This window comes from Nonomuraea glycinis (genome assembly GCF_014646515.1).
GTDB lineage: Bacteria > Actinomycetota > Actinomycetes > Streptosporangiales > Streptosporangiaceae > Nonomuraea > Nonomuraea glycinis.
Map to the genome: position 1 here is coordinate 66,406 of NZ_BMNK01000007.1, position 22,069 is coordinate 88,474.

The following is a 22,069-nucleotide window of genomic DNA, read 5'->3' on the forward strand; positions in this document are numbered from 1 at the left end:
TATTTACTGTCAGATAACCGACGAATCTGGCATAGGACCTATGACGCAAACCGTCCCCCCGGCCACGCTCGCCAAGCCGCCGCTCGCGATGACCGTGTCCTGTTTCGTCAGCAGCTTCGACCGCTTCGCCGTGACCCCCATGCTGGTGCTCATCGCGGTGGAGCTCGACGTTCCGCTGGCCGCGGCGGTCGCCGTGGCGAGCGGCTACTACCTCGCCTACGGGCTGTCGCAGCCGCTGTGGGGCGTGCTGTCCGACCGGTTCGGCCGGCTGCGGGTGATGCGGGTGGCCCTGCTGGGCGCGGCGCTGGCGGGCCTGGTCTCGGCGCTGGTGCCGGAGCTCGGCACGCTGGTGGCGGCCAGGATCGTGGCGGGCGCCTGCTTCGGCGGCGTGGTCCCCACCTCGCTCACCTACGTGGGCGACACGGTCGGGGTCGCGCTGCGCCAGCGCGCCCTGTCCAGTCTGATGGGCGTGATGGCGGTGGGCACCGCCATGGCCACCGGCGTCGGCGGCCTGCTCGGCGACCTGGCGGGCTGGCGGCTGGTCTTCACCGTGCCCGCGCTCTGCGCGCTGGCGTGCGTGCTGGCGCTGCGCACGGTGCCGGAGCCGCCGCGCGCCGAGATCGCCGGCCTGGGCAGGCACATCCGCACGGTGCTGAGCAGGCCGTGGGCGCTGCTGGTGTTCTCGCTGGCGTTCGTGGAGGGCGCCGTCCTGCTCGGCACGATGGCGTTCCTGGCGACCGCGCTGCAGCACCAGGGGATCTCCACCACGGTGGCCGGTCTCGGCACCGCCGCCTACGGGATCGGCGTGGGGCTGTCCTCCCGGCTGGTCATGCGGCTGTCGCGGGGCCGGCCGGTGTGGCTGCTGATGGCCCTTGGCGGGGCACAGCTGTGCGTGGCGTACACGATCGTCGCCGTCAGCGTGAGCGTGGCCACGGTGACGGTCAGCTCGCTGGTGCTGGGCGGCGGCTGGTCGTTCATGCACTCCTCGCTGCAGACCTGGGCCACCTCCGTCGTCCCCGAGGCCAGGGGGACGACGGTGGCCTTCTTCGCGTCCTCGCTCTTCGTGGGCGGCGCCTTTTCGTCGTGGGCGGCGGGGCCGCTGGCCGAGAACGGCGCGTACCCGCTGCTGTTCGGGCTCACGGCGGCCGTCGCCGTCCCGCTGACCGTGGTGGCGACGCTCAGCAGGCGCCGCTACGGCCTACTCCCACCTGAAGGTGCGAGCGGCCAGCCCCAGTGACACGACCGCCCACCCGGCCAGCACCGCGACCGCGCCCAGAGGCAGCGCCGCGCCGCCGGTGAGCACCGCGCGCAGGCCCCCGGTCAGCGCCGAGATGGGCAGCAGCTCCAGGATCGGCCGCACCGAGTCCGGGAACTTCGACAGCGGGAAGACCACCCCGCCGGCCGCCAGCAGCAGCAGATAGACGAGGTTGGCGGCGGCCAGCGTCGCCTCGGCCCGCAGCAGCCCCGCCATGAGCAGGCCCAGCCCGCTGAACGCGGCCGTGCCGAGCAGGATGAGCAGGAGCGCGGCCGCCGCCGAGCCCTGCGGCCGCCAGCCGAGCGCCAGCGCCACCAGGACGAGCACCGCGACCTGCACGGCCTCCACCGCGATGACCGCGAGGGTCTTGGCCAGCATGAGCCCGGTCCTGGACAGCGGGGTCGCGCCGAGCCGCTTGAGCACGCCGTAGCGCCGCTCGAAGCCCGTCGCGATGGCCTGGCCGGTGAAGGCGGTGGACATGACGGCCAGCGCCAGCACGCCGGGGGTCAGGAAGCCGACCCGGCTGCCGCCGCCGACGTCGATCAGCGGCGCCACCGAGAAGCCGACCAGCAGCAGCACCGGGATGATCAGGGTGAGCAGGAGCTGCTCGCCGTTGCGCAGCATGGCCCGGACCTCGGCGCCCGTCTGCGCCAGCACCATCCGGGGCAGCGGCGCCGGCCCCGGGGCGGGGGTGAAGTCCAGCGCGGAGGTCATCGCAGCTCCCTGCCCGTCAGCTCCAGGAACACGTCTTCGAGCGTGCGGCGCTCGATGCTCAGGTCGTCGGCCATGACGCCCTCGGCCGCGCACCACGCCGTCGCGGTGGCCAGCAGCTCGGGCCCCACCTGGCCCTCGATGATGTAGTGGCCGGCGGGTGACTCCTTGGCGGCGCTGCCGGCGGGCAGCGCGTTGAGCAGCTCCTCCAGAGCCAGCCCCGGCCGGGCGCGGAAGCGGAGCTGCCGCTCGGCCCCGGTCAGCGCGGCGGGGCTGCCCTCGGCGACCACCCGGCCGCGATCGATGATCACCACCTGGTCGGCCAGCCGCTCGGCCTCGTCCATGTGGTGGGTGGTCAGCACCACCGAGACGCCGGCGCTTCTGAGCTCGCCGACGAGCTCCCAGCAGGCGTGCCTGGCCTGCGGGTCCAGGCCCGCCGTCGGCTCGTCGAGAAAGACCAGCTCCGGCCTGCCGATCACGGCCGCGGCCAGCGAGAGCCGCTGCTGCTGACCGCCCGACAGCCTGCGGTACGGGGTCCGTACGTGATCGGAGAGCCCCAGCCGCGTCAGCAGGGTGCCCGCGTCCAGCGGACGGGCGTAGAAGCGGGCGACGAGGCGCAGCCACTCGCCGCAGCGCATGGCGGGCGGCACGCCGCCGGACTGCAGCATGACGCCCACCTTGGGGCGCAGCGCCGGGGCGTCGGGGGGCAGCCCCAGCACCCGCACGGTGCCGGCGTCGGCCTTGCGGAACCCCTCGCAGATCTCCACCGTGGACGTCTTGCCCGCGCCGTTGGGGCCGAGCACGGCCGTGACCGCGCCACGGCCGGCGCGCAGGGTGAGGCCGTCGATCGCGGTGGCGCCGCCGTAGCGCTTGACCAGCTCGATGATCTCAACCGCCGGCTCGGCCGCCGGCTCGACGGCTGGGGATTCCATGGCCACGAGTCTAGGGACAGGCCGTGCCGGTCGGGGCCACAGGTCGGCCCGAAAGAAATATCCTCCTATGGAGGATTTGGGGCAAAATTGGGAATTTGGGGGACCGAATGCTGGTTTGTTCCCTCGGCCCTCATGGGTCACACCTATGAGGGAGAGGGGTTCCGCATGTCCGTGGCACAGGCCACGCTTCCGGTCGCCAAGGAGGACCGCCGAGGACTGCTGCTCCTGATCCTGGGGGCGCTGTCGGCGATCGGGCCGCTGGCCATCGACATGTACCTGCCCGCGCTGCCCGCCATCAGCGGCGAGATGGTCAGCGCGCCCGCCCAGGTCCAGCTCACCCTCACCGCCTGCCTCATCGGTGTCTCCGTCGGCCAGGTCGTCGCCGGGCCGGTGAGCGACGTGCGCGGCAGGAGGATGCCGCTCCTCGTGGGCGTGGCGGGATTCACCGTCACCTCGCTGCTGTGCGCGTTCGCGCCCTCCGTGCCCGTGCTCATCGTGCTGCGCCTGCTGCAGGGCGTGCTGGGCGGCGCGGCGCTGGTCATCGTCCGCGCCGTGGTCCGCGACCTCTACGACGGCGCGGCCATCGCCCGCATCTTCGCCACCCTCATGCTGGTCAGCGGCCTGGCACCGATCCTGGCCCCGATCGCCGGGGCCCAGTTGCTGGAGTTCACCTCCTGGCGCGGCGTGTTCGTCGCCCTCAGCCTGATGGGCCTGGTCCTGCTCGTGGCGGTGCTCTTCGGCGTACGCGAGACGCTGCCCGCGGGCGAGCGGGCGGGTGGCGGGCTCGGGCAGACCCTGCGCACGTTCTGGCACCTGCTGCGCGACCGCTCCTTCATGGGGTACGCGCTCACCGCCGGGCTCTCCTTCGCCGCGATGTTCACCTACATCTCCGGCTCGCCGTTCGTCCTGCAAGAGGTGTACGACGCCACGCCCGCGCAGTACTCGTTGATCTTCGGCGCGAACGCCCTCGGTCTGGTCCTGATGGCCCAGGTCGGCGGGCGGCTGTCGGGCCGCGTCCCGCCGGCCACGCTGGTCGTCGTCGGACTGTTCGTCGCGCTGGCCGGTGGCGGGCTGATGCTGGCCGGCGCCGCGACGGGCCTCGGACTGCCCGCGATCATCGCCGGCCTGTTCGTCATCATGTGCGGCCAGGGCCTGGTCCTGCCGGGTACCGGCGCGCTGTCCCTGGCCGAGCAGCCCCAGCAGATCGCCGGATCGGCCTCGGCGCTGCTCGGCGTGATGCAGTTCGCGATGGGCGCCGGCGCGGCCCCGCTGGTCGGCCTCTTCGGGTCGGACTCGGCCCTGCCGATGGCCGTCACCATGCTCGTCCTTCTGGCCCTCTCGGTCCTGACTTTCATGGTGCTGGGGCGGCAGAGGAAAAGTTAGGTAAGGCTACCCTGCGTGAGAAATTGCATTGAGCCGGTAACCGGATCCGTTTGAGAACGGGGAAGGAATTACGGCACACTGATGTTGTCAAAACAAGAAGCGAGTCCGATCCGCTGAGCAGAACGGGCGGCGCCGCAAGGCGATCTCCCCGCGCGACGAACCAGGAGTGGTGAGCGACCGATGAAGCCCGTGCCCACCATCGAGCCAGGCAGCGAGCGCAGCACCCGTGCGCGCGTGGCCCGGCTCATCCTGGAGCACGGACCCATCGCCGCCGTGGCGCTGGGCGAGCGGCTCGGGCTCACGCCCGCCGCCGTCCGCCGTCACCTCGACGCGCTGCTGACGGATGGAATGATAGAGCCTCGTACGGTGCGTCCGCGCGGTGAGCGCGGGCGGGGGCGACCGGCCAAGCTGTTCGCCATCACCGACGCGGGGCGCAGTGCTTTCGAGCACGCCTATGACGACCTCGCCGGGAGCGCGCTGCGTTTCCTGGCCGAGCGCATGGGTGCGGGAGCAGTGGCCGACTTCGCCCGCTCGCAGGTGTCCGGCCTGCTGACGCGGCTGGAGCCGGTCATGCGGACAGTGCCGGCTGACCAGCGTGTGCAAGTGCTGGCGCAGGCGCTGTCGGCGGAGGGCTACGCCGCCTCGGCCAGCAAGGCCAAGTCGGGTGGCGACCAACTCTGTCAGCATCACTGCCCGGTGGCCCACGTGGCGGCGGAGTTCCCGCAGCTGTGTGAGGCCGAGACGGAGGCGTTCGCGCAACTGCTCGGCACACCGGTGCAGCGCCTGGCCACCATCGCGCACGGCGACGGGGTCTGCACCACGCACGTGAGCCCGCAATCGCTGGGCGAGACCGCACATAGAGACAAGAGCAAGGAGACCGGAAGGTGACTGTCACCGACCGCCCGGAGCTTGAAGGCCTCGGGAATTACAAGTTCGGCTGGTCCGACTCGGATGCCGCGGGGGCGACGGCCAAGCGCGGCCTGTCCGAGGAGGTCGTCCGCAACATCTCCGCGCTGAAGAACGAGCCGGAGTGGATGCTCGACCTTCGCCTGAAGGGGCTCCGCCTGTTCCACAAGAAGCCGCTGCCGACGTGGGGCTCCGACCTCACGACCATCGACTTCGAGAACATCAAATACTTCGTGCGCTCGACCGAGAAGCAGGCCGCTTCCTGGGAGGAGCTGCCCGCCGACATCAAGAACACCTACGACAGGCTCGGCATCCCCGAGGCGGAGAAGCAGCGCCTGGTCGCCGGCGTCGCCGCCCAGTACGAGTCCGAGGTCGTCTATCACAAGATCCGTGAGGACCTCGAGGAGAAGGGTGTCATCTTCGTCGACACCGACACGGGCCTGAAGGAGCACGAGGAGCTCTTCAAGGAATACTTCGGCACCATCATCCCGGTGGGCGACAACAAGTTCGCCGCGCTCAACACCTCGGTGTGGTCCGGTGGCTCGTTCATCTACGTGCCGCCGAACGTCGAGGTCGAGATCCCGCTGCAGGCCTACTTCCGGATCAACACCGAGAACATGGGCCAGTTCGAGCGGACCCTGATCATCGTAGACGAGAACAGCTACGTCCACTACGTCGAGGGCTGCACCGCGCCGATCTACTCCTCCGACTCGCTGCACTCCGCGGTCGTCGAGATCGTCGTGAAGAAGAACGCCCGCTGCCGTTACACGACCATCCAGAACTGGTCGAACAACGTCTACAACCTGGTCACCAAGCGCGCCGTCGCCTACGAGGGCGCGACCATGGAGTGGATCGACGGCAACATCGGCTCCAAGGTCACGATGAAGTACCCGGCCGTCTACCTGATGGGCGAGCACGCCAGGGGCGAGACGCTGAGCGTCGCGTTCGCCGGCGAGGGCCAGCACCAGGACGCCGGCTCCAAGATGGTGCACCTGGCACCGCACACCAGCTCCAGCGTCATCTCCAAGTCGGTGGCGCGCGGTGGCGGCCGTACCTCCTACCGCGGTCTCGTGCAGATCGAGGAGGGCGCGCACGGCAGCGCCAGCACCGTCAAGTGCGACGCGCTGCTGGTCGACCAGATCAGCCGCTCCGACACCTACCCCTACGTCGACGTCCGCGAGGACGACGTCTCGATGGGGCATGAGGCCACGGTCTCCAAGGTCAGCGAGGACCAGCTGTTCTACCTCATGAGCCGCGGGCTCGAGGAGGACGAGGCGATGGCGATGATCGTGCGCGGCTTCGTCGAGCCGATCGCCCGTGAGCTGCCCATGGAATACGCGCTCGAGCTCAACCGGCTGATCGAGCTGCAGATGGAAGGAGCCGTCGGCTGATGGGCCTGAACGAGAAGCCCCTGTCGACCCTGCACGAGAAGGCGTCCTACGACCTGGACGACTTCGAGGTGCCGACGGGGCGTGAGGAGGCCTGGCGCTTCACGCCGCTGGCCCGCCTGCGCGGCCTGCACAACGGCACGGCCGAGGTCACCGGCCAGGTGCTCACCCAGGCCTACACCCCGGCCGGCGTGAGCTCCGAATGGGTGGGCCGCGACGACGCCCGCATCGGCCGCGCCTACGTGCCGGCCGACCGCATCAGCGCGCAGGCCTACAACGCCTTCGAGAAGGCGCTCGTGGTGACCGTGCCCAAGGAGGCCGTGCTCGCCGAGCCCATCCGCGTCGAGGTGCGGGGCGGCGGCGTCGACGGCGCGTCCTACGGCCACATCGTGGTCGTGGTCGAGCCGCTCGCCGAGGCCATCGTCGTCATCGAGCACCAGGGCAGCGCCGTCTACGCCAGCAACGTCGAGTTCGTCGTCGGCGACGGCGCCACGCTGCGGGTCGTCAGCCTGCAGGACTGGCAGGACGACGCCGTGCACGTCTCCCACCACCACGCCCAGCTCGCCAAGGACGCCACCTTCCGCAGCTTCGTGGTGACCCTGGGCGGCGACCTCGTACGCCTGTCGCCGAGCGTGTCCTACACCGGCCCCGGCGGCGACGCCGACCTGGCCGGCGTCTACTTCGTCGACGCGGGCCAGCACCTGGAGCACCGCCTCCTGGTCGACCACTCCCGGCCCGACTGCCGGAGCAACGTCGACTACCGAGGCGCGCTGCAGGGCGAGGGCGCGCACGCCGTCTGGATCGGCGACGTGATCATCAGGGTCGAGGCCGAGGGCACCGACACCTACGAGCTCAACCGCAACCTGATCCTCACCGACGGCGCTCGCGCCGACTCGGTCCCCAACCTGGAGATCCTCACCGGCGAGGTCGCCGGCGCGGGCCACGCCTCCACCTCGGGCCGGCTCGACGACGAGCACATCTTCTACCTCCAGGCCCGTGGCATCCCCTTCGACGAGGCTCGCCGCCTGGTCATCCGGGGCTTCCTCGGCCAGCTCATCGAGAAGATCCAGATCGATGAGATCCGCGACCGCGTGATGAGCGCGGTGGAGGCGGAGCTCGCCCGATGAGTGATTTCGCGAAGGTGTGCAAGGTGAGCGACATCCCCGACGAGGGGGTGATCGGCGTCGAGGTGGGGGAGACCCCCGTGGCGCTGGTGCGCAAGGGCGACGAGGTGTTCGCCCTGCACGACGTCTGCTCACACGCCGAGGTGAAGCTCAGTGAGGGCGACGTCTACGACGGCACGCTGGAGTGCTGGCTGCACGGCTCGTGCTTCGACATCCACTCGGGCAAGCCCACCGGCCCGCCCGCGACCAAGCCCGTGAACGTCTACACAGTCAAGATCGACGGCGATGACGTGCTCGTCTCGCTCTCGAAGGAGTCATAAAACACATGTCCACCCTTGAGATCCGTGACCTTCAGGTCGCCGTCGGGGACAAGCAGATCCTGAACGGCGTCAACCTCACCGTGAAGTCGGGCGAGACCCACGCCATCATGGGCCCCAACGGCTCCGGCAAGTCCACCCTGGCCTACGCCATCGCGGGCCACCCCAAGTACACGATCACCGGCGGCCAGGTGCTGCTCGACGGCGTCGACATGCTGGAGCTGTCGGTCGACGAGCGCGCCCGCGCCGGCCTGTTCCTCGCCATGCAGTACCCGGTCGAGGTCCCCGGCGTGTCGGTGTCCAACTTCCTGCGCTCGGCCGTCACCGCCGTCCACGGCGAGGCGCCCAAGCTGCGCCAGTTCGCCAAGGACCTCAAGGCCGGCATGGACGCCCTGCACATCGACGCGGCCTTCGCCCAGCGCAACCTGAACGAGGGCTTCTCCGGCGGCGAGAAGAAGCGCCACGAGATCCTCCAGCTGGAGCTGCTCAAGCCGAAGATCGCGATCCTCGACGAGACCGACTCCGGCCTCGACGTCGACGCGCTGCGCGTGGTGTCGGAAGGCGTCAACCGCTTCCGCGAGACCGGTGAGACGGGCGTGCTGCTGATCACGCACTACACCCGCATCCTGCGGTACGTGAAACCCGACTTCGTGCACGTCTTCGCGGCCGGCAAGGTCGTCGAGGAGGGCGGGCCGGAGCTGGCCGACAAGCTCGAGGCCGAGGGCTACGAGCAGTACACGAGGGCGTCTGCATGACTTCCACCAGCTTGGACGTGGAGAGGATCAGGAAGGACTTCCCGGTTCTCTCCCGCGAGCTGCCCGGCGGGCGTCCGCTCGTCTACCTCGACTCGGGCAACTCCTCACAGAAGCCCACCCAGGTCATCGAGACCATGCGTGAGCACCTGGCGATGCACTACAGCAACGTCGGGCGCGCCATGCACGTGCTGGGCTCGGAGTCGACCGAGGCGTACGAAAGCGCGCGCGACAAGCTCGCCGCGTTCGTCGGCGCCCCGTCGCGCGACGAGGTGATCTTCACCAAGAACGCCTCCGAGGCCCTCAACCTGGTCGCCTACTCCTTCGGCAACCGGGCCAACACCGATCCCCGCTTCACGCTCGGCCCCGGTGACGAGATCGTCATCTCCGAGATGGAGCACCACTCCAACATCGTGCCGTGGCAGATGCTCGTGCAGCGCACCGGCGCGACGCTCAAGTGGTTCGGCGTCACCGACGAGGGCCGCCTCGACCTGTCCGGGCTGCCGGAGCTGGTCACCGAGCGGACGAAGATCGTCTCGATCGCGCACCAGTCCAACGTGCTCGGCACCGTCAACCCGGTCGCCGAGGTGCTCGCGCGGGCTCGTGAGGTCGGCGCGCTGGTGATGCTCGACGCCTCCCAGTCGGTGCCGCACCACCCCGTGAACGTCGCCGAGCTGGACGTCGACTTCGTGGCCTTCACCGGTCACAAGATGGTCGGCCCTTCGGGCATCGGCGTGCTGTGGGGCCGGGGTGAGCTGCTGGAGGCGATGCCTCCGTTCCTCGGCGGCGGCGAGATGATCGAGGCGGTCTGGATGGACCACTCGACCTACGCGCCGGTGCCGCACAAGTTCGAGGCGGGCACGCCGCCCATTGTCGAGGCCATCGGCCTCGGCGCCGCGGTCGACTACCTGACCGGGATCGGCATGGACGCCGTGGAGGCGCACGAGCGGGAGCTGACGGCCTACGCGCTGGACGCCCTGCGCGAGGTGCCCTCACTGCACCTGATCGGCCCCGACTCGCTCGACCTGCGGGGCGGCACGCTGTCGTTCACGCTGGCGGGCATCCACCCGCACGACGTGGGGCAGATCCTCGACGACCGGTTCGGCATCGCGGTGCGCGTCGGGCACCACTGCGCGCGCCCGCTGCACCTGCGGTTCGGAATACCGGCGACCACCCGGGCGTCTTTCTACCTGTACAACACCACGGCGGAGATCGACGCCCTGGTGCGCGGCCTCCACCACGTTCAGAAGGTGTTCGCATAGCCATGATCGGCGAGTCGATGTACCAGGAACTCATCCTGGAGCACTACAAGCACCCGCAGGGGCGGGGGCTCCGCGAGCCGTACGACGCCGAGGTTCACCACGTGAACCCGACCTGCGGCGACGAGATCACCCTGCGCGTCAAGATGGGCGACGCGGGCAAGATCGAGGACGTCTCCTACGACGGGCAGGGCTGTTCGATCAGCCAGGCCGCCGCCTCGGTGCTGCACGAGCTCACCACCGGCTCGACGGTCGAGGAGTCGCTCTCCGTGGTCGCCGAGTTCACCCGTCTGATGCAGGGCAGGGGACAGGTGGAGGCCGACGAGGACGTGCTCGGCGACGCGGTCGCGTTCGCCGGGGTGGCCAAGTTCCCGGCGCGGGTCAAGTGCGCGCTGCTTTCCTGGATGGCCTACAAGGACGCTGTTGTGAGGAGTGCTGCAGGATGAGCAAACCGGTCGAGACCCCGATCGACCTCGACGGTGAGGCCACCGTCGAGGAGGTGATGGAGGCGCTCAAGGACGTCGTGGACCCCGAGCTCGGCATCAACGTCGTGGACCTGGGGCTCATCTACGGCCTCAACCTCGATCCCGCCGACGGCGCCAAGCCCGTCGCCACCATCGACATGACGCTGACCAGCGCCGCCTGTCCGCTCACCGACGTGATCGAGGACCAGGCGCACTCCGCGCTCGAAGGCATGGTCTCCGACGTCAAGATCAACTGGGTCTGGCTGCCGCCATGGGGCCCGGACAAGATCACCGATGAGGGGCGCGAGCAGCTTCGTATGCTAGGATTCAACGTCTGATCTTTTCAGGCTGTACGGCTGGCGCACTGCGTCAGCCGCTTCAGCGTGCCGGGGGCCTAGGATTTCCCAAGTCCCCACATGGGGAATACTCTTGATCTGCCCCGTGTTGGCACCTTAGGACACCTGACGCCTCATCGCGCGTCCCGCGCCGCCTGCGGCCGGCGCCCCAGGTGCGCCTTCCCCTCGCTCCGCCCCCGCGGCGGGCGCACTGCAATGTGTACGGCAAAGATCGCCGTACGACCCTGGCTCGTCCTTTCGCAGAAGTGACGTGCCACTTCGACTGAAAGGCACGAATTTCGTGACCATGCTTGACGCTGTCATGCCCGAAACGACCCCCGCTGCGGCATCTGGCCCTTCCGAGTTCGAGCTGCTTGGCCTGCCCAAGCCCCTCGTGACCGGCCTGGCCAAGCAGGGCATCGACAGCCCGTTCCCCATCCAGAGCGCGACGATCCCCGACGTGCTCGCCGGCGCCGACGTCCTCGGACGCGGCCAGACCGGCTCCGGTAAGACCCTCGCCTTCGGCCTGCCCACCATGGCGCGGCTGGCAGGCGTCCGGCCGACCCCCGGCCGCCCCCGTGCGATGATCCTCGTGCCCACCCGTGAGCTCGCGCTCCAGGTGCACGACGCCATCGAGCCGCTCGGCCGTGGCCTCGGCCTGCGGATGAAGGTCATCGTCGGCGGCATGTCCATGGGCAAGCAGATCGAGGCGCTGCGCCGCGGCGTCGACATCGTCATCGCCACGCCGGGCCGGCTCGGCGACCTCATCCGCCAGGGTGAGTGCTCCCTGGCCGACGTCCGGGTCAGCATCCTCGACGAGGCCGACCACATGTGCGACCTCGGCTTCTTCCCCGTCGTCACGGAGCTGCTCGCGCAGACCCCCACCGACGGGCAGCGGCTGCTGTTCTCCGCGACGCTCGACGGCGACGTGGACAAGCTCGTGCGGCGCTTCCTCAGAAACCCGATCACGCACTCCGTCGCCCCCGCGACCTCCCCGGTCGACACTATGGAGCACCACGTGGTGCAGGTCAGCCGCGACGACAAGTTCGACGTCACGGCCGAGATCGCCAACCGCGAAGGCCGTACGATCATCTTCGTCAAGACCCAGCACGGCGTGGACCGCCTGTGCAAGCAGCTCGCCCGGGTCGGCGTCAAGGCCGGCGGACTGCACGGCGGCAAGCGCCAGAACCAGCGCACCCGCATCCTGGCCGAGTTCCGTGAGGGCTCCGTCAACGTGCTCGTCTGCACCGACGTCGCCGCCCGCGGCATCCACGTCGACAACATCAGCCTCGTGCTGCACGTCGACCCGCCGCAGGACAGCAAGAGCTACCTGCACCGCGGCGGCCGTACGGCGCGGGCCGGCGAGAAGGGCACCGTCGTCACCCTGGTGCTGCCGAACGAGCGCCGTTCCACCGACGCGCTGACCAAGCGGGCGGGCATCCAGCCGTTCCGGCTCAAGGCCGCTCCCGGTCACCCGCGCCTGGCGGAGGTCGCCGGGGCACGCACGCCCAGTGGCGAGTCGATCCCCGTCTGGGAGCCCGACGCCCGCAAGCCGCTGCGCGGCGCCCGTCGCGAGGGTGGCGGCCACGGCGGTTCGGACCGTCGCAGCCGTCGTCCCCGCCGCGAGTTCGACGGTGGCGAGCGTCGCCCCCGTCGCCATGACGGTGGTGAGCGCCCTTTCGCGGGAGCGTCGGCTGACGACCGGCGCCCTCGACGTCACGACAACGGCGACCGTCCGGCTGGGGCCGCGCCTGGTGAGGACCGGGGCTTCCGCCGGGACGACCGTGGCGCCAGGGGCGGCTTCCGCTCCGACGACCGTGGCGGTGCCCGTGAGGCGGACCGTGGCGGTTCCCGTGAGGGTGGCTACCGGTCCGACGACCGCAGCCGCCCGGCCGGTGACCGTTCGCGGCCGTTCTCGGCCGACCACGGCGTCCGCTCCGACGACCGGCCGCGTGACGGTTACCGCTCCGGCGGACCCCGTCAGGACGACCGTGGCGCCAGGGGCGGCTTCCGCTCCGACGACCGCCGCGCCTCGGGTGGCCGCCGCTTCGAGCGCTGATCCGCTGCGTTGATCTGCGGCGTCGCCCGCCGTACCCCCTCCGGGGTGCGGCGGGCGGCGCCGTTTCGTCATGTCGGTATGGGGCGCGTCAAGATCGGCATATGAGTCTGCCCGGTCTCGTCAGGCGGACGCGCGGCATCGCCACGTGCCCGCGCAGACTAGGCTTGACTCGCACGTCAGCCGACCGACGAGAGAGATCATGAAGACCTTCGAAGAGCTGTTCGCCGAGCTGTCCGAGAAGGCGCTGACCCGGCCCGCGGGTTCGGGCACCGTGGCCGCGCTCGACGCCGGCGTCCATGCCATCGGCAAGAAGGTCGTGGAGGAGGCCGCCGAGAGCTGGATGGCGGCCGAGCACGAGTCCAACGACCGGGCCGCCGAGGAGATCTCGCAGCTTCTCTACCACGTGCAGGTGCTCATGGTCGCGAAAGGGATCGGGCTGGACGAGGTGTACAAGCATCTCTAGGGCGCCCCGCGCCCACCTCCGGCCCACACCCGCGAACAGTGAGAACACCGAGGAACAGACATGCTACGTCTGGCCGTACCGAACAAGGGCGCGCTCAGTGAGGCCGCCCAGATCATGCTCAAAGAGGCCGGCTACCGGTCGCGCAGGGACAGCAAGGAGCTCGTCGTCGTCGACGAGGACAACGGCTGCGAGCTGTTCTTCCTGCGCCCGCGCGACATCGCCGTCTACGTCGGCGAGGGCACCCTCGACGTCGGCATCACCGGCAGGGACATGCTCATCGACTCCGGCGCGCCCGTCGAGGAGATCATGTCGCTCGGCTTCGGCGGATCGACCTTCCGCCTGGCCTGCAACGCCGGCACGATGACCTCCGTCAAGGACCTGCAGGGCCTGCGCGTGGCCACCTCCTACGCCGGCCTGCTCGACAAATACCTCTCCGAGGAGGGTGTCGACGCGCGCGTCATCAAGCTCGACGGCGCCGTCGAGACCGCTATCAGGCTCGGCGTCGCCGACGCGGTGGCGGACGTGGTGGAGACCGGCACGACCCTGCGCAACGTCGGGCTCGAAGTGTTCGGCGAGCCGATCATGCGCTCGGAGGCCGTGCTCATCAAGCGCCACAGCGCGCCCGAGACGCAGGCGGCCGAGCAGCTCGTCCGCCGCTTCCAGGGGGTCGTGCACGCCCGCGACTTCGTCATGATGGACTACGACATCCGCGCCGAGCGGATCGAGGAGGCCATCGCGCTCACGCCCGGCATGGAGGGGCCGACGGTCTCGCCGCTGCACCGTGAGGGCTGGGTGGCGGTGCGCGCGATGGTCCGCCGCAAGGGCCACCAGCAGGTCATGGACCAGCTCTGGGACCTCGGCGGGCGGGCCATCCTGGTCACCGACATCTACGCCTGCCGCCTCTGACGCCTGCCGCCTCTGACAAATGTCACCGCCGATCCCGGACGGAGCTCACTGACCGGGCGGGATCGGCGAGCCTAGCGTTACCCGCATGAACGCCATCGTGTTCGACCACGTCAGCAAGCGCTTCGGGGACGTGCTCGCCGTCGACGAGCTGTCCCTGACCATCGCCGCCGGCGCCACCGTGGCCCTGCTGGGTCCCAACGGCGCCGGCAAGTCCACCTCCATCGGCATGCTGCTCGCCCTGTCCCGGCCCACCCGGGGCACGATCGCCGTGCACGGCCGCACCCCTGAGCGGGCCGTCCTGGCCGGCGAGGTGGGGGCCATGCTCCAGCAGGGCGAGCTCATCCCCGAGCTGTCCGTACGCGAGCTCGTCGAGCTGGTCCGCAGGCTCTATCCCGCGCCGCTCGGGCTGGCGGAGGTGCTGGAGCTCGCCGGCCTCACCGAGCTGGCCAGGCGGCGGGCGGGCGGGCTGTCGGGAGGCCAGGCGCAGCGGGTCAGATTCGCCCTCGCTCTGGCCGGAGCCCCCAGGCTGCTGCTGCTCGACGAGCCCACCGCCGCCATGGACGTGGAGTCCAGGCGGCGGTTCTGGGACAGCATGCGCGCCTACGCGGCGGGCGGCAGGACCGTGCTGTTCGCCAGCCACTACCTGGCCGAGGCCGAGGAGCACGCCGACCGGGTGATCGTCATCGCCGGCGGCAGGGTGGTGGCCGACGGCACGGCCGCCCAGATCAAGGCGGGCGCGGGCGGGCAGGTGGTGCGCTTCGCCCTCGGCGAGCAGCCCGCCGCCGGGCTCGACCGGCTGCCCGGCGTCACCGCCGTGGAGGTCGGCGCGGGGATCGCCACGCTGCGCACCCGCGACACCGACGCCACGCTCGCCGCCCTCTACCGCGACACCGCGCTCGACGTACGCGACCTCGAACTGTCCGGCCTCGACGAGGCCTTCCTCGCGCTCACCGGGAGGTCATGATGCTCTACTACGCCTGGACCGAGGCGCTGCGCACGCTGCGCAACCGGCGTTACACCATCTTCGTCGTGCTCTTCCCCGTGGCCCTCTACCTGATCAACGCCGGCATCTACGGCGACCAGCCCGGCGCGGCCGGCGTCCGGCAGTCCGTCTACCTGATGGTGCAGATGGCGGGCTACGGTGCGCTCGGCGCGTCGATGATGAGCTCGGCCGTGCCGTGGGCGCAGGAACGCCGCTCGGGCTGGCTGAGTCACCTGCGGATCACCCCGCTCCCCGGCTGGGCGATCGTGGTCACCAAGCTCGCCATCGCGATGCTGCTCGTGCTGCCGTCGCTGGTGCTGGTGTTCGCGGTGGCGGTGCTCCAGCAGGGCGTGAGCATGCCGCTGGGCAGGTGGGCGGCGCTGGCGGCGGTGATGTGGCTCGGCGCGATCCCGTTCGTCGCGCTCGGCCTGGCCATCGGCTCGCTGCTGTCACCGGAGGCGGCCCAGCCCGCCGCCGTCCTGCTCGTGTTCGCGCTGTCGCTGCTGGGCGGCCTGTGGTTTCCTGTGGAGGTGATGGGCGGCACGTTCCAGGCGATCGCCGAGCTGACCCCCTCCTATCACTATGCCGGTCTCGGCTGGAGCGTCGTCGCGAGCGGCGGCCTGGCCCTGGGCGACGTGCTCACCGTGACGGGCTGGGGGATCGCGCTGGGCGGGGCGGCGGCCTACCTCTACCGCAGGGCCACGGTCCGGGCATGAGCATGAGCGCGGCGGTCTGCCTCTACCGCAGGGCCACGGTCCGGGCATGAGCGCGGCGGCCTACGACGTGCCGTCCCGGGGCAGGCGGCTGGCGGGACTCGCGTTCGGGCTGATCTATCTGGTCCTGCCCGCCAGGGAGATCGTGACCGGGGGCATCCCCGGCGCCGGCGTCCCGTGGGCGTGGGCCATGCTGCTCGCCTTCGGCATCTCCTACGTCGCCACCGCGCTCAGCCCGCGCACCTTCGCCGAGCAGGTGCCGTGGACCTACCCCCTGCTCTGGCTCACCACGCTGCTGGGCGTCGTGCCGCCGCTGCTCTTCGGCGGCGCCTGGCTCGGCCTGCCCGTCTTCACCGTGGTGCTGCACGCGATGATCCTGCCGCCCCGGCCGGCCGCCGTGAGCCTCGGCGGCATGCTCGTCGTCGTCGCCGGGGGCGGGCTGCTCGTCGGCGCCGACCCGGCCGCCATCGCGATCTACGGGCTGCAGGCGGTCACGCTGGGCCTGCTGTTCATGGGCGTGCGCCGATCCAGGCTGCTGACCCAGCAACTGCGCGCGGCCGAGGGCGAGATGGCCAGGCTCGCTGCCACCGAGGAGCGGCTGCGCATCGCCCGCGACCTGCACGACCTGCTCGGCCACAGCATGTCGCTGATCGTGCTGAAGGCCGAGCTGGCCGGGCGGCTGGCGGAGCGGTCGCCGCAGGCTCAGCGCGAGATCAGGGACATCGAGGCCGTCGCGCGCAAGGCGCTGCGGGAGGTGCGTCAGGCCGTCACCGGCTACCGGCGGCTCAGCCTGCCCGAGGAGCTCGACAGCGCCACCGCCGTGCTGCGCGCCGCAGGCGTGGAGGTGCGCACCCGCCGGTCCGGCCTGCCGCTGCCCGCCCCGCTCGACGGGCTGCTCGCCTGGGCGGTGCGCGAGGGGACCACCAACGTCGTACGGCACGCGGCCGCACGTCGCTGCGACCTCGACGTGACGTACGACGGCGAGCAGGCCATGCTGGTCATCGTGGACGACGGGCGGGGTGCGGAGCCGTACGAGCCGGGAAGTGGACTGAAGGGCCTCGGCGAGCGGGTGCGCGCGGCAGGCGGCGAGCTGGCGGCGGGACCCGAGCCGGCGGGCGGCTTCGGGGTGCGCGCCCGCGTCCCCGCGCCGTGACCGGGCTGATCCGCGTGCTGCTCGCGGAGGACCAGGGCATGGTACGCGGCGCGCTCGCCTCGCTGCTGGGGCTGGAGCCGGACATCGAGGTCGTGGGCGAGGCGGGCGACGGCGAGGAGGCCGTCGCCGTGGCCGTCCGCGAACGACCGGACATCGCGCTGCTCGACATCGAGATGCCGGTCATGGACGGCATCGCCGCGGCGGCCGGGATCCGCGCCCGGGTGCCCGGCTGTCAGGTGATGATCCTCACCACCTTCGGCAGACCCGGCTACCTGCGGGCGGCCATGGAGGCGGGCGCGGTGGCGTTCCTGGTCAAGGACAGCCCGGCGCGTGAGCTGGCCGCCGCCGTCCGCCGGGTGCGCGCGGGGGAGCGGGTCATCGACCCCGGCCTGGCCGCCGCGGCACTCAGCGCGGGCCCCAACCCGCTGTCGCCCCGCGAGCGGGACGTCCTGGTCGCCGCCGCCGACGGCGCGTCGATCGGCGACATCGCCGGGCGGCTGCACCTGTCGGAGGGCACCGTGCGCAACTATCTGTCCTCGGCGATCCAGAAGACGCACGCGCGCAACCGCATCGAGGCCGTCCGCCGCGCCCAGGCGCACGGCTGGCTGCCCGGACGACTGCCCGGCCGGCCGGACGGCGGCGTCACCTGAGCTCCCGCACCGCCGCGATGGCCAGGTCCACCTTGCCGGGGTCGGTGACGATGCTGGTGCCGAAGCGCAGCAGCGGCGGGAAATAGGGGGTGGTGCTGGTGACCACCTTCTGATCGTGCAGCCGGCTCACCGCCTCCTCGGGCTGGAGACCGTCGATCGTGCAGCACACCAGGCCCGCCGACAGGTCGGGGGAGTCGGGGGTGGTCAGCCGGACGTGCGGGATGTCGCGCAGGCCCGCCTTGAGCCGGGTGGCCAGCTCCTGGGTGCGTCGCTGGATGCGGTCCTTGCCGATCGCCTGCTGGAAGTTGAACGCCTGCGTCATCGCCCACCGGTGCTCGAACGCCTTGTAGCCGCCCGGCGTCGCCAGCTGCGCCGTGGTGTCGAGCGGCCCCTCACGTCGCTGCCAGGCCACGAACGAGGCCCGGCCGAACCCCGGGATGACCGGCGCGACCGCGTCCCACGCGCGTCCCCACAGGAAACCGGTGCCGCGCGGCCCGAACAGCCACTTGTGCGTGCCGGTCGCCAGGAAGTCGCAGCCCAGGTCGTCGACCCCGTCGGCGATCGCGCCGAAGCCGTGCACCCCGTCCACGCACAGCAGCGCCCGGTCCTGCTCGTCGCGGCCCTGGTTGGCCTCGGCCAGCATGTCGGCGATGGCCCGGATCGGCAGCCGCACCCCGGTGCTGGAGTGCACCCAGGTGAGCGCCACCACCCGGGTGCGGGGCCGCAGGCCCTCCTTGATCGCGCTCACGATCCGGTCCGCCGACGCGCCCGCGGGATCGTCGTACAGCCTGATCCTGCGCACCTTCGCCCCCGTCCGGTCGGCGAGCAGCCGCACGCCCTCGTGGGTGGCGAGGAAGTCGTGCTCGGTGGTGAGCACGTCCTGGCCGGGCCGCAGCTTGAGGCCGGAGTAGAGCAGGCCCAGGCCCATCGTGGTGCTGTCGGTCAGGGCGATGTCGCGGGAGTCGGCGCCGATGAAGCGGGCGGCGGTCCCCAAGACGGAGCCGTCCGGGTCGGCGTTGCCGCCGGGCAGGTAGTGCGGGTCGGCGTCGAGGCCGTCACGGTGCCGCCTGATCGCCTCCCGGACGGTGGCGGGCGCGGGTGCCAGGACGAACGCCGCGAACTGCCCGTACGCCGGATCGAGCGCGAACTGCGCCCGGACCGACTCCCAGTCGTCCGGGTCGAAGGACGGCGATCCGTCGGGGAGGGGGGTGGGCGTGGCGGTGCACGCGGCCACCCCGGCCAGCATTCCCGCGCCGAGCAGGGCCCGTCTGTTCAGCTGCCGAGTCACGTCTCCTTTCCTACCCTGCCCCGGCTCCCCGTGCCCAGGGCGCGCGCACAGTCGTTACGCGCGCCCCGGCTCCCCGTCCCCAGGGCGCGCGCACAGCCGTTTACGCGCTCTGCGTCACCTGGCGGATCAGATCCGAGACCCGGACGATCCCCAGGCAGCGATTGAGCTCGTCGGTGACCACCAGATCGTCGTAGACGCGCCCCCCGTCGCGACCCGCCACCCGCATCGCCGCGACGGCCGGGGTGGTCTTCGGCACCGTGCGCGGCGCGTCGGCCAGCCGCCGGGCCGGCTTCGAGCCGTGCAGGGCGTGCCCGTAGCGGGAGGCGATCGACAGCAGGAACCGGCCGCGGTCCAGGCTGCCCTCCGGCCGCTGGTACTCGTCCACCAGGATCACGCTGGTGATCGTCGGCTCATGCCCGAACGCCGCCACCACTTCCTCGGCCTTCGCCGCGGCGGGCAGCGTCACCGCGGGCATCAGCAGCTCCTGCACCCGTGGGCCGAGCGCGACCATGGCGGGCGACTCGGCGGGCGACTCGGCGGGGGACGGCAGCGGCACCCGGATCCGCCCGTCCGGCCCCGGCGCCAGCAGCGGGCCGTGCGCCAGCCGGGCCCCCTGCGCGCGGGCCGCCGCGAGCTCCGCCTCGGTCGTGACGCCCGGCGCCAGCACGTGCGCGCCGACGCCCTGCGCCAGGGAGGCCACCGCGCGCAGCACCGCCGTCGCCCGATGGTCGAGCGGCGCCCGCGCGACCACGTCGGGCGCCAGCCCCACGAGGTACGGCGCGGCGTCGGCGATCAGGTCGAGCGGTGCGCTCTGGCCGCCGGCGCCGCCGAAGCCCACCAGGTAACCGTGGTTGCGCAGGGCGTCGAGCACCACCCGGAGCACCGGCCGGTCGCTCTCGGCGCACGGGCCGTGCAACAGCAGGATGGCCTCGCGGGGATGGCGTCCGGCGCGGCGCAGCGCGTCGTGCAGGGGCGCCATCGCGCCGGCGCCGGCCAGGGCGACGCGCATGGGCAGGTCCAGCAGCATGGGCAAGGGGGCCGCCCGGAGGCGACCGGAGGCGTCCAGCGCCGCTGGGTAAGCGATGACGGCCCCGGTGTCGAGATCCACGACGGGGCCCGTGAGCAGGGAGGACACGTAGTGATGATGGGGGTGGGTGGCCCCTGTCGGCACCCTGGCGCGATGAAGTTCACCGACATTTTCCGCATATTCCATACTTCGTTGGCGGAGATGCGGACGGGGCGGCATGGGCTAGCCTTCCGGCATGGGCGCGCGACCGGCTAAGGGCGGCGGCCGGTGGGTCTCGGTGCCGCCGGAGCGGGTGCACCCATGGATCGACGGGTTCGCCGGGCGGCACGGGGCGTTCGAGGCCTCCGGTGACGAGCGCATGGTGCGGCTGGTGGCCGCCGACGGCGGCGTGGCCGAGTTGCACGTGCCCTTCCCGCCCATGCGCCCCGGGCCGCCGCACGTCACCAGGCTGGTCGAGCACGCGCGGGCCGAGCGGCGGGTGGGCGTGGTGCTGGTCCGGCTCGGCGGCTACGCGGCGGGCGTCTTCCACGGCGGCACGCTGGTGGCCTCCAAGGTGGGCTCGCGCCTGGTCCAGGGGCGGACGGCGGCGGGCGGCTGGTCGCAGCAGCGCTTCGCCAGACGCAGGGACAACCAGGCGAGCAAGGTCTTCGAGGTGGCGGCGGAGACGGCGCTGCGGGTGCTGTCACCCCACCTGGGGGAGCTCGACGCGGTGGTGCTCGGCGGTGACCGCAAGGCGGTGGACGCGCTGCGCGCCGACCGCCGGCTGGCCCCGCTGCTGGCGCTGGAGGCCGAGCCGTTCCTGGTGGTGCCGGACCCGAGGCTGGCGGTCCTGCGGGACACCCCGCCGCTGTTCCGCGCGGTCAGGATCCGGGTGCTGGATCCGGCTTGAGACGATTCAACGCGGCTATGATGGGCGCGTTCACGCCGGCACGGCTCATGGGGATCACTTGGCGACCAGGAGCATCAAGGAGGTCGCGCGGCTCGCGCGCGTCTCGGTCGGCACGGTCAGCAACGTGCTCAACCGTCCCGAGGTCGTCTCGCCCGCCACCCGTGACCGGGTCCTCAAGGCGATCCACGAGCTGGGCTTCGTCCGCAACGAGGTGGCCCGCCACCTGCGGGCGGGACGCAGCCGCACGGTCGGGCTGGTCGTCCTCGACGTGTCCAACCCCTTCTTCGCCGATGTCGCGAAGGGCGCCGAGGCGCTCGCCGACGAGCACCGCACGATGCTGGTGCTCTGCAACAGCGCCGCCGACCCCGCCCGGGAGCGCCGCCACCTCGACCAGCTCGAACAGCAGCGGGTCCTCGGCATCCTGATCACCCCGGTCGACGCCGCCGGCCCGCACCTGGCCGAGCTCGCCGCCAGGGGCACGCCGCTGGTGCTGGTCGACAGCCCGGCGGCGGGCCCGCAGTGCTCGGTGGCGGTCGACGACCGGCTCGGCGGCCGCGCGGCCGGGGCGCACCTGATCGAGCGGGGGCACCGGCGGATCGCGTTCATCGGCGGGCCGCTGTCGATCAAGCAGGTGGCCGACCGCCACGCGGGCATCCGCGACGCCGTCCACGCGGCCGGCGACGGCGTCGAGCTGACCGACTGCCGCACGCCCACGCTGAGCGTCGCCGAGGGGCGGGCCGCCGGTGAGCGCCTGGCGGCGCTGCCGGACGGCGCGCGGCCCACGGCCGCCCTCTGCGCCAACGACCTGCTGGCCCTGGGGTTCCTGCAGGCCATGGCGGTGTGCGGGCTGCGGGTGCCCGAGGACATGGCCATCGTCGGCTACGACGACATCGACTTCGCCGCCGCCGCGGCGATCCCGCTGTCGTCGGTGCGCCAGCCGCGCGAGCTGCTCGGCCGCACCGCCATCGAGCTGCTGCTGGAAGAGGTGACCACCCCGGAGACGCACCGGCACCGGCAGGTCATCTTCCAGCCGGACCTGGTCGTACGCGCGTCGAGCGAAGCCCGCAGGAGCGGCTGAGACGGAGAGGCGGGAGGGCCGGGCCGAGCGGGTGA

The 22,069-nt window shown here is 71.7% G+C and carries 23 protein-coding genes; 19 read left to right on the forward strand and 4 right to left on the reverse strand.

The window, feature by feature from the left end; translation table 11 throughout:
• Nucleotides 1-40: 40 nt before the first annotated feature.
• Entirely contained in the window at nt 41-1,237 is a 1,197-nt protein-coding gene (locus IEY87_RS20810; RefSeq protein ID WP_189140396.1) for an MFS transporter, read from the forward strand.
• Here IEY87_RS20810 and IEY87_RS20815 read toward each other — a convergent pair.
• Nucleotides 1,199-1,969, reverse strand: a complete 771-nt coding sequence (locus tag IEY87_RS20815; RefSeq protein WP_189140397.1) for an ABC transporter permease — start codon at nt 1,967-1,969, stop codon at nt 1,199-1,201. The genes IEY87_RS20810 and IEY87_RS20815 overlap by 39 nt on opposite strands.
• Nucleotides 1,966-2,898 carry an ABC transporter ATP-binding protein gene (locus tag IEY87_RS20820; protein ID WP_189140398.1) on the reverse strand — a complete coding sequence of 311 codons (933 nt, stop codon included), beginning with the start codon at nt 2,896-2,898 and terminating at the stop codon, nt 1,966-1,968. Before IEY87_RS20820 ends, IEY87_RS20815 begins: the two co-directional genes overlap by 4 nt.
• A gap of 165 nt (nt 2,899-3,063) precedes the next feature.
• On the opposite strand from IEY87_RS20820, the gene IEY87_RS20825 reads away from it, so the two are divergent.
• From IEY87_RS20825 to IEY87_RS20900, 16 genes are all read left to right on the forward strand, one after another.
• Nucleotides 3,064-4,281 carry a multidrug effflux MFS transporter gene (locus IEY87_RS20825; RefSeq protein WP_189140399.1) on the forward strand — a complete coding sequence of 406 codons (1,218 nt, stop codon included), beginning with the start codon at nt 3,064-3,066 and terminating at the stop codon, nt 4,279-4,281.
• 180 nt (nt 4,282-4,461) lie between these two features.
• Nucleotides 4,462-5,169, forward strand: coding sequence for a helix-turn-helix transcriptional regulator (locus tag IEY87_RS20830; RefSeq protein ID WP_189140400.1), 708 nt, complete (start codon nt 4,462-4,464; stop codon nt 5,167-5,169).
• A complete protein-coding gene (gene sufB, locus IEY87_RS20835) occupies nt 5,166-6,578 on the forward strand; it encodes a Fe-S cluster assembly protein SufB (RefSeq protein WP_189140401.1) in 1,413 nt (470 codons plus the stop codon). Before IEY87_RS20830 ends, sufB begins: the two co-directional genes overlap by 4 nt.
• Complete coding sequence (sufD, locus tag IEY87_RS20840; RefSeq protein ID WP_189140402.1) at nt 6,578-7,702, forward strand: Fe-S cluster assembly protein SufD; 1,125 nt, start codon at nt 6,578-6,580, stop codon at nt 7,700-7,702. The genes sufB and sufD overlap by 1 nt, the downstream gene beginning before the upstream one ends.
• Nucleotides 7,699-8,019: a non-heme iron oxygenase ferredoxin subunit gene (locus IEY87_RS20845; RefSeq protein ID WP_189140403.1), complete on the forward strand. Its 321-nt coding sequence runs from the start codon at nt 7,699-7,701 to the stop codon at nt 8,017-8,019. Before sufD ends, IEY87_RS20845 begins: the two co-directional genes overlap by 4 nt.
• A 5-nt stretch (nt 8,020-8,024) precedes the next feature.
• Nucleotides 8,025-8,771, forward strand: a complete 747-nt coding sequence (gene sufC, locus IEY87_RS20850; protein ID WP_189140404.1) for a Fe-S cluster assembly ATPase SufC — start codon at nt 8,025-8,027, stop codon at nt 8,769-8,771.
• A complete protein-coding gene (locus tag IEY87_RS20855) occupies nt 8,768-10,030 on the forward strand; it encodes a cysteine desulfurase (protein ID WP_308112949.1) in 1,263 nt (420 codons plus the stop codon). Before sufC ends, IEY87_RS20855 begins: the two co-directional genes overlap by 4 nt.
• A 2-nt stretch (nt 10,031-10,032) precedes the next feature.
• Entirely contained in the window at nt 10,033-10,473 is a 441-nt protein-coding gene (sufU, locus tag IEY87_RS20860; RefSeq protein ID WP_189140405.1) for a Fe-S cluster assembly sulfur transfer protein SufU, read from the forward strand.
• Entirely contained in the window at nt 10,470-10,829 is a 360-nt protein-coding gene (locus IEY87_RS20865) for a metal-sulfur cluster assembly factor (RefSeq protein ID WP_189140406.1), read from the forward strand. Before sufU ends, IEY87_RS20865 begins: the two co-directional genes overlap by 4 nt.
• A 319-nt stretch (nt 10,830-11,148) precedes the next feature.
• Nucleotides 11,149-12,885: a DEAD/DEAH box helicase gene (locus tag IEY87_RS20870; RefSeq protein WP_225277210.1), complete on the forward strand. Its 1,737-nt coding sequence runs from the start codon at nt 11,149-11,151 to the stop codon at nt 12,883-12,885.
• 199 nt (nt 12,886-13,084) lie between these two features.
• Entirely contained in the window at nt 13,085-13,348 is a 264-nt protein-coding gene (locus IEY87_RS20875; protein ID WP_189140408.1) for a phosphoribosyl-ATP diphosphatase, read from the forward strand.
• Nucleotides 13,349-13,408: 60 nt separating this feature from the next.
• Nucleotides 13,409-14,254 carry an ATP phosphoribosyltransferase gene (gene hisG, locus IEY87_RS20880; protein WP_189140409.1) on the forward strand — a complete coding sequence of 282 codons (846 nt, stop codon included), beginning with the start codon at nt 13,409-13,411 and terminating at the stop codon, nt 14,252-14,254.
• Nucleotides 14,255-14,339: 85 nt separating this feature from the next.
• On the forward strand, nt 14,340-15,218 hold the full coding sequence (locus tag IEY87_RS20885; RefSeq protein ID WP_189140410.1) for an ABC transporter ATP-binding protein: 879 nt from the start codon (nt 14,340-14,342) through the stop codon (nt 15,216-15,218).
• Entirely contained in the window at nt 15,215-15,952 is a 738-nt protein-coding gene (locus IEY87_RS20890) for an ABC transporter permease (RefSeq protein WP_189140411.1), read from the forward strand. Before IEY87_RS20885 ends, IEY87_RS20890 begins: the two co-directional genes overlap by 4 nt.
• 46 nt (nt 15,953-15,998) lie before the next feature.
• Nucleotides 15,999-17,102: a sensor histidine kinase gene (locus IEY87_RS20895; protein ID WP_189140412.1), complete on the forward strand. Its 1,104-nt coding sequence runs from the start codon at nt 15,999-16,001 to the stop codon at nt 17,100-17,102.
• Nucleotides 17,103-17,107: 5 nt separating this feature from the next.
• On the forward strand, nt 17,108-17,752 hold the full coding sequence (locus tag IEY87_RS20900; RefSeq protein ID WP_189140724.1) for a response regulator transcription factor: 645 nt from the start codon (nt 17,108-17,110) through the stop codon (nt 17,750-17,752).
• Here IEY87_RS20900 and IEY87_RS20905 read toward each other — a convergent pair.
• Nucleotides 17,745-19,040 (reverse strand): aminotransferase class V-fold PLP-dependent enzyme, encoded by a 1,296-nt coding sequence (locus IEY87_RS20905; RefSeq protein WP_225277211.1) that lies wholly within the window; start codon nt 19,038-19,040, stop codon nt 17,745-17,747. The two genes, IEY87_RS20900 and IEY87_RS20905, sit on opposite strands and share 8 nt — an antisense overlap.
• 100 nt (nt 19,041-19,140) lie before the next feature.
• Nucleotides 19,141-20,175 (reverse strand): EAL domain-containing protein, encoded by a 1,035-nt coding sequence (locus IEY87_RS20910; protein WP_225277212.1) that lies wholly within the window; start codon nt 20,173-20,175, stop codon nt 19,141-19,143.
• A gap of 127 nt (nt 20,176-20,302) precedes the next feature.
• On the opposite strand from IEY87_RS20910, the gene IEY87_RS20915 reads away from it, so the two are divergent.
• Entirely contained in the window at nt 20,303-20,956 is a 654-nt protein-coding gene (locus tag IEY87_RS20915) for an acVLRF1 family peptidyl-tRNA hydrolase (RefSeq protein WP_189140414.1), read from the forward strand.
• Between the two features lie 58 nt (nt 20,957-21,014).
• Entirely contained in the window at nt 21,015-22,034 is a 1,020-nt protein-coding gene (locus tag IEY87_RS20920) for a LacI family DNA-binding transcriptional regulator (RefSeq protein ID WP_225277213.1), read from the forward strand.
• Nucleotides 22,035-22,069 lie beyond the last annotated feature (35 nt).

What these genes read in the sequence shown, in the direction of transcription:
- IEY87_RS20820 (WP_189140398.1), bottom strand. Translation starts at nt 2,898, where the DNA reads ATGGAATCCCCAGCCGTCGAGCCGGCGGCCGAGCCGGCGGTTGAGATC.
- IEY87_RS20845 (WP_189140403.1), top strand. Translation starts at nt 7,699, where the DNA reads ATGAGTGATTTCGCGAAGGTGTGCAAGGTGAGCGACATCCCCGACGAG.
- IEY87_RS20885 (WP_189140410.1), top strand. Translation starts at nt 14,340, where the DNA reads ATGAACGCCATCGTGTTCGACCACGTCAGCAAGCGCTTCGGGGACGTG.
- sufD (WP_189140402.1), top strand. Translation starts at nt 6,578, where the DNA reads ATGGGCCTGAACGAGAAGCCCCTGTCGACCCTGCACGAGAAGGCGTCC.
- IEY87_RS20895 (WP_189140412.1), top strand. Translation starts at nt 15,999, where the DNA reads ATGAGCGCGGCGGCCTACGACGTGCCGTCCCGGGGCAGGCGGCTGGCG.
- IEY87_RS20815 (WP_189140397.1), bottom strand. Translation starts at nt 1,969, where the DNA reads ATGACCTCCGCGCTGGACTTCACCCCCGCCCCGGGGCCGGCGCCGCTG.
- IEY87_RS20875 (WP_189140408.1), top strand. Translation starts at nt 13,085, where the DNA reads ATGAAGACCTTCGAAGAGCTGTTCGCCGAGCTGTCCGAGAAGGCGCTG.
- IEY87_RS20870 (WP_225277210.1), top strand. Translation starts at nt 11,149, where the DNA reads ATGCCCGAAACGACCCCCGCTGCGGCATCTGGCCCTTCCGAGTTCGAG.
- IEY87_RS20855 (WP_308112949.1), top strand. Translation starts at nt 8,768, where the DNA reads ATGACTTCCACCAGCTTGGACGTGGAGAGGATCAGGAAGGACTTCCCG.
- IEY87_RS20865 (WP_189140406.1), top strand. Translation starts at nt 10,470, where the DNA reads ATGAGCAAACCGGTCGAGACCCCGATCGACCTCGACGGTGAGGCCACC.
- hisG (WP_189140409.1), top strand. Translation starts at nt 13,409, where the DNA reads ATGCTACGTCTGGCCGTACCGAACAAGGGCGCGCTCAGTGAGGCCGCC.
- sufC (WP_189140404.1), top strand. Translation starts at nt 8,025, where the DNA reads ATGTCCACCCTTGAGATCCGTGACCTTCAGGTCGCCGTCGGGGACAAG.
- sufU (WP_189140405.1), top strand. Translation starts at nt 10,033, where the DNA reads ATGATCGGCGAGTCGATGTACCAGGAACTCATCCTGGAGCACTACAAG.
- IEY87_RS20825 (WP_189140399.1), top strand. Translation starts at nt 3,064, where the DNA reads ATGTCCGTGGCACAGGCCACGCTTCCGGTCGCCAAGGAGGACCGCCGA.
- IEY87_RS20890 (WP_189140411.1), top strand. Translation starts at nt 15,215, where the DNA reads ATGATGCTCTACTACGCCTGGACCGAGGCGCTGCGCACGCTGCGCAAC.
- IEY87_RS20810 (WP_189140396.1), top strand. Translation starts at nt 41, where the DNA reads ATGACGCAAACCGTCCCCCCGGCCACGCTCGCCAAGCCGCCGCTCGCG.
- IEY87_RS20915 (WP_189140414.1), top strand. Translation starts at nt 20,303, where the DNA reads ATGGGCGCGCGACCGGCTAAGGGCGGCGGCCGGTGGGTCTCGGTGCCG.
- IEY87_RS20830 (WP_189140400.1), top strand. Translation starts at nt 4,462, where the DNA reads ATGAAGCCCGTGCCCACCATCGAGCCAGGCAGCGAGCGCAGCACCCGT.